Here is a 4,102-nt window from a genome sequence, read left to right as displayed (position 1 = left end):
CTACGAACGCAAGCGCGCCGAAGGCAAGCGACACACCCAGGCCGTCCTCGCCCTGGCCCGCCGACGCGTCAACGTCCTGTGGGCCCTCATCCGCGACGGAAAGTGCTTCCAACGTGAACTCCCTGTCCCTGCCGCTGCTTGACAACAGCATTAGGAGGTGAGAACACCGTCGGATGTGCTGGCTCGGCTCACCTTGGCGGTGCGATGTGGATCTGAAATGAGCTTTTGTCCGCACCACAAGGCGACCCCATCATTCGCTCTGCGACCAGAGCCGCCGCGGGCCCGATCAGCCGGATCTCCTCAACGCTCCACACGCCGCCTATGGGGGGTGCGCCGCTCGCGTCCGCGAAGGTACACGGTGCCGATGCCGAAGCCGGGGGCGAGCCGCACGTAGGTGTCCGCGCACCCCAGGTGAGCCAGGACGAGCAGCGCCTGACGACCGGCAGGCAGGCGTCGCCATAGGGTCCCGATCTCCGCGTGCTGGAGAAGTCGTAGTGGTCGGGGGCGGTGGCGAAGTCCCGGGCCCCGGTCGGTAGATCGTCAGCCAGCGAGGTCGGATGCTCCAGATATCGAGCAGGAGAAATGACGCCTGACAGGTTCCCGACCCGTGCATCCAGATCGATGTACTCCATCGTCCTTCGTTCCTGCCTGTGGTTTGGTTGGCTGAGGAACCGTCGCACGACCTTCACGTTGCCGTACCCGGTTCCGAGCTTCGGCGGGGGTTGGTGCCGACCTTGTGGTGTGCGAGTTTCGGTGTACGGGCGGGTGTACCGATCTTCGCGCGCAGCTTCCTGAACCCCCTGCGGACTCGGGCATCAGCCTGGTCGGTTCCGCTGGCCGTCCCCACGGCCGGCGGAGATCCCGCGCGGGCGGGGCACTGCGTGGCGCGTCGTAGCCGGCGTCGAGCTAAGGGCTGTCCCGTAACTGCTGGTCACGGACCTGGCGAGGGTGTGGAAACTGCGTAGCTGCTGAGTTCGCGGCGCCGGTATCGTCCAGTCTCCCGACCCGCCGTACTGGCGGTCTACGTTCAGAGAGCGATGCAGATGACCAGCCAGCAAGCAACGACGACCCTGTGGCGCCCCACCGGCCCCAAGGAGCTGGATCTGGTTCGGGAGCTGAACTGGCGTGCCTGGCCGCCCCGACTGCCCGAGCAGCCGATCTTCTACCCGGTCCTCAACGAGGACTACGCGATCAAGATCGCCAGGGACTGGAACGTGAAGCACAGCGGTGTTGGCTTCGTGACCCGCTTCGAGGTCGAGGCGGAGTTCCTGAGCCGGTATCCCGTGCAGCAGGCCGGAGGGCGGACGATCCTCGAGCTGTGGGTACCGGCCGAGGAGCTGGACGAGTTCAACGCTCACATCGTCGGCGAGATCCAGGTGGTCCACGAGTTTCGCTGAAGCGGGGCGGCTTGCGGACGGGGCAGGCTGGCCCGGTGCGATGATCCCGGTGTGATCACGGCGTCGGAGCCGTCTTGGATAGCCCCGTTCACCGGGTTGAGCCCGCGCCTGTTCGGGAAGCTGGTGACGGTGCTGCGGCGCGAGGGTGCGGATGCGGTCCGCAGGGGCCGGCCGTGGAGTTTGCCATTGGAGGACAGGGCGCTGCTGGTCGCGGCGTACTGGCGCACGAACCTGACCATGCGCCAGCTGGCCCCGCTGTTCGGGGTTTCCAAGTCGGCGGCGGACCGGATCATCGATCACCTCGGGCCGATGCTCGCTCTCCAGCCTCGTGAGCGGTTCGCGAAAGGCACTGTGCTGATCGTGGACGGCACCCTGGTGCCCACCCGTGATCACACCGTGGCCGAGCAGTCGAAGAACTACCGGTACTCCACCAACCACCAGGTGGTCATCGATGCCGACACTCGCCTCGTTGTGGTGGTCGGCCGGCCTCTGCCGGGCAACCGCAACGACTGCAAGGCGTGGGAGGAGTCCGGCGCGAAGGCCGCCATCGCCGATGGTGGCTATCCGGGCACCGCGCTTGTGATGCCCCACCGGCGCCGCAAGGGCGAGGAGTTGCCCGGCTGGAAGCAGGCTCACAACAAGTCCCACAAGCAGGTCCGCGCCCGCGTCGAGCACGTCTTCGCCCGCATGAAGACCTGGAAGGTCCTCCGCGACTGCCGCCTCAAAGGCGACGGCGTCCACCACGCCATGCTCGGCATCGCACGGATGCACAACCTCGCCCTCGCTGGATAGACCACCCGCCGCACAGCAGCCCACCATGCCCGAAGCCACTCAGAGATCATTTACGGGACAACGCTTAGGCCATGACGTCCCCAGGTCTCCGGGTTGCCACTGGCCGGTCCACGATGCGCCGAGCAGGCACCGGCATGCGGCCGCAGTGACGGCGAGACATCTACCGCCAGCACCAGCTGGCCCTGATTGACCGTGGAGTACAAGGCGCTGTGCTCTCGCCGGTGCTCGGGGCGAGGGCCAGGTCCACAGCAGCGTTCCCCCAGCTCGAGCAAGGGCGCCGCTTCGAGCGGTCAGGCAGGTGCACAGCGGTTGGTCGAGGACGGCCGGCTCCCTCCACTTCTTCGTGTGCTGGAGGTCATGCCGCGCCGGGGCAGCAAGCAGGCAGCGTTGTGCTTCGGGCTTAGGTGCCGCTTCTTTTGGCTGTCAGTACAGCCTGAGAGCCTCCAGGCATGAGCTATGACCTGGCTGTTTCGGAAGGTGAGCGGCCGGCGGACGGCAAGACCGCCCTGCGGCCTTCACGGACCTGTACGACCGGTATCTCGATGGTGAGACCGAAGAGCCTCCATCCGAACGCATCACGATCTACGTCACAGCGCTTCTTGAACGCTGGTGTGCCTGCGAGGTTCCCGACGGCTACAGGCCGAAGCTGTCGTGCATATTGGCGCCGGCAACGCCCAGGGGGCAGTGGCAGTCCGTTCCGATCGGTGAGCAGGTGGATTTTCGATCCTGGCTCGCCACTGTCGGCCGGATCGCCGCGAACGCTTTTCGATCACCGGCCCGTCGGCGCCCACCGCCCTGCGTGCGTATGCCATCGGCCCTGCGGCACCACTCGCCGGAACAGTTCCCACGACTCGTCCGGCACCAGCTGCCGATGGAGCTGCTGCCCATGTTGCTTCGCTGCCCGACCTGCCTTGCCGTTGCCGCATCTACTTCTAGCGTGTCGATCTCTGAGCCGCGGCCCTGGGAAGCAGTCCGTGGATCTCCCTCGCGAGAGTGCTGACATCGACGGGGCGGCTGGTGTCTACGGACGTGCCGCCCACGCCGAGGGGGCCGGGATGGGCAGCCCATGTGGTGATGCGGTCGTCGAGCTGGTCGGGAGTGAGCTCCTGGTCGAGGTGGTCCCCGGTGGCACTCGCGTGTGCAAAAGCGTGCGGCGACGAGCACGGTGTCGCAGGCGCAGAACACCTCGACCAGGTGGGCGTTGAGCTGGTGGAGACGGGCCGGGGCAGTGTCGCGGTGCCACCAGTTCACCGCTCGACCCGCGTCGGCGGTGAGAGCGAACAGGGTGTCGTCGCCGGCTCGGCTCAGCCTGTAGTACCAGTCCTCGTCACCGATGCCGAGGGAGGCGTAGAGCCCGCGGCCGGGAGGTAGGTGGTGATCACGAAGAAGCTGTCGGTCACGGCGTCAGTGTGTGGCAAGGCGGGTTGGTGGGCTGGGTGCCCGGTGCTCCTGGTGCTTGGTGCGGGGCGCCCGGGCGCTCCGCACTCCCGTGTCGAGCCCGCCGAATGACGCCAGGAGTGCGGGGTGCACCCGCTCGGGTTCTGCTCTGAGGCCGTGGTCCGTCGGGAGGTTCTCGGTCCGGACGTGTTCCTCTACACCGAGGTGGGCCGCTGTGTCGCGGCGATTTTGACGGTGCAGGGGGCGTCATGTAGAGTCAAACGGTTGCCTGGAACTGGACAAGTTCGGCAACCGGCCCCCAAAGAAGCAATTCAGAGTGGGCACCCTCGACTCCTCATCCAGGAATCTGAAGCCGGGAAATCCGGTGGAAAACTTCTGATAGAGTCGGACTCGCCGGAAAGGGAAACGCGAAAGCGAAGAACTGGAAAGCGAAACCCGCTGACTGGGAATCGGACACGAAAGAGTCTGATAGAGTCGGAGACACAAGAACGAAGGAAGCGCCCGGAGGAAAGCCC

General features: G+C 66.3%; 2 protein-coding genes and 2 pseudogenes. 3 read left to right on the top strand and 1 reads right to left on the bottom strand.

Annotation, left to right across the window (positions count from 1 at the left end; translation table 11 throughout):
* A pseudogene (locus OTB20_RS41785) lies at window positions 1-142 on the top strand (IS110 family transposase); the annotation flags it as partial.
* A gap of 215 nt (window positions 143-357) precedes the next feature.
* Here OTB20_RS41785 and OTB20_RS41780 read toward each other — a convergent pair.
* A pseudogene (locus OTB20_RS41780) lies at window positions 358-471 on the bottom strand (IS5/IS1182 family transposase); the annotation flags it as partial.
* Between the two features lie 572 nt (window positions 472-1,043).
* On the opposite strand from OTB20_RS41780, the gene OTB20_RS41775 reads away from it, so the two are divergent.
* Together OTB20_RS41775 and OTB20_RS41770 are read left to right on the top strand one after the other, a co-directional pair.
* Window positions 1,044-1,397: a hypothetical protein gene (locus tag OTB20_RS41775; protein WP_267825129.1), complete on the top strand. Its 354-nt coding sequence runs from the start codon at window positions 1,044-1,046 to the stop codon at window positions 1,395-1,397.
* Window positions 1,398-1,424: 27 nt separating this feature from the next.
* Entirely contained in the window at window positions 1,425-2,189 is a 765-nt protein-coding gene (locus OTB20_RS41770) for a transposase (protein WP_267825130.1), read from the top strand.
* The last annotated feature ends 1,913 nt before the right edge of the window (window positions 2,190-4,102 follow it).

This window comes from Streptomyces sp. H27-H1, assembly GCF_026627445.1.
Classification (GTDB): domain Bacteria; phylum Actinomycetota; class Actinomycetes; order Streptomycetales; family Streptomycetaceae; genus Streptomyces.
Note: the sequence above shows the minus strand (reverse complement) of the source record. Positions and strands in the feature narration are given on the sequence as shown.

What these genes read in the sequence shown, in the direction of transcription:
- OTB20_RS41775 (WP_267825129.1), top strand. Translation starts at nt 1,044, where the DNA reads ATGACCAGCCAGCAAGCAACGACGACCCTGTGGCGCCCCACCGGCCCC.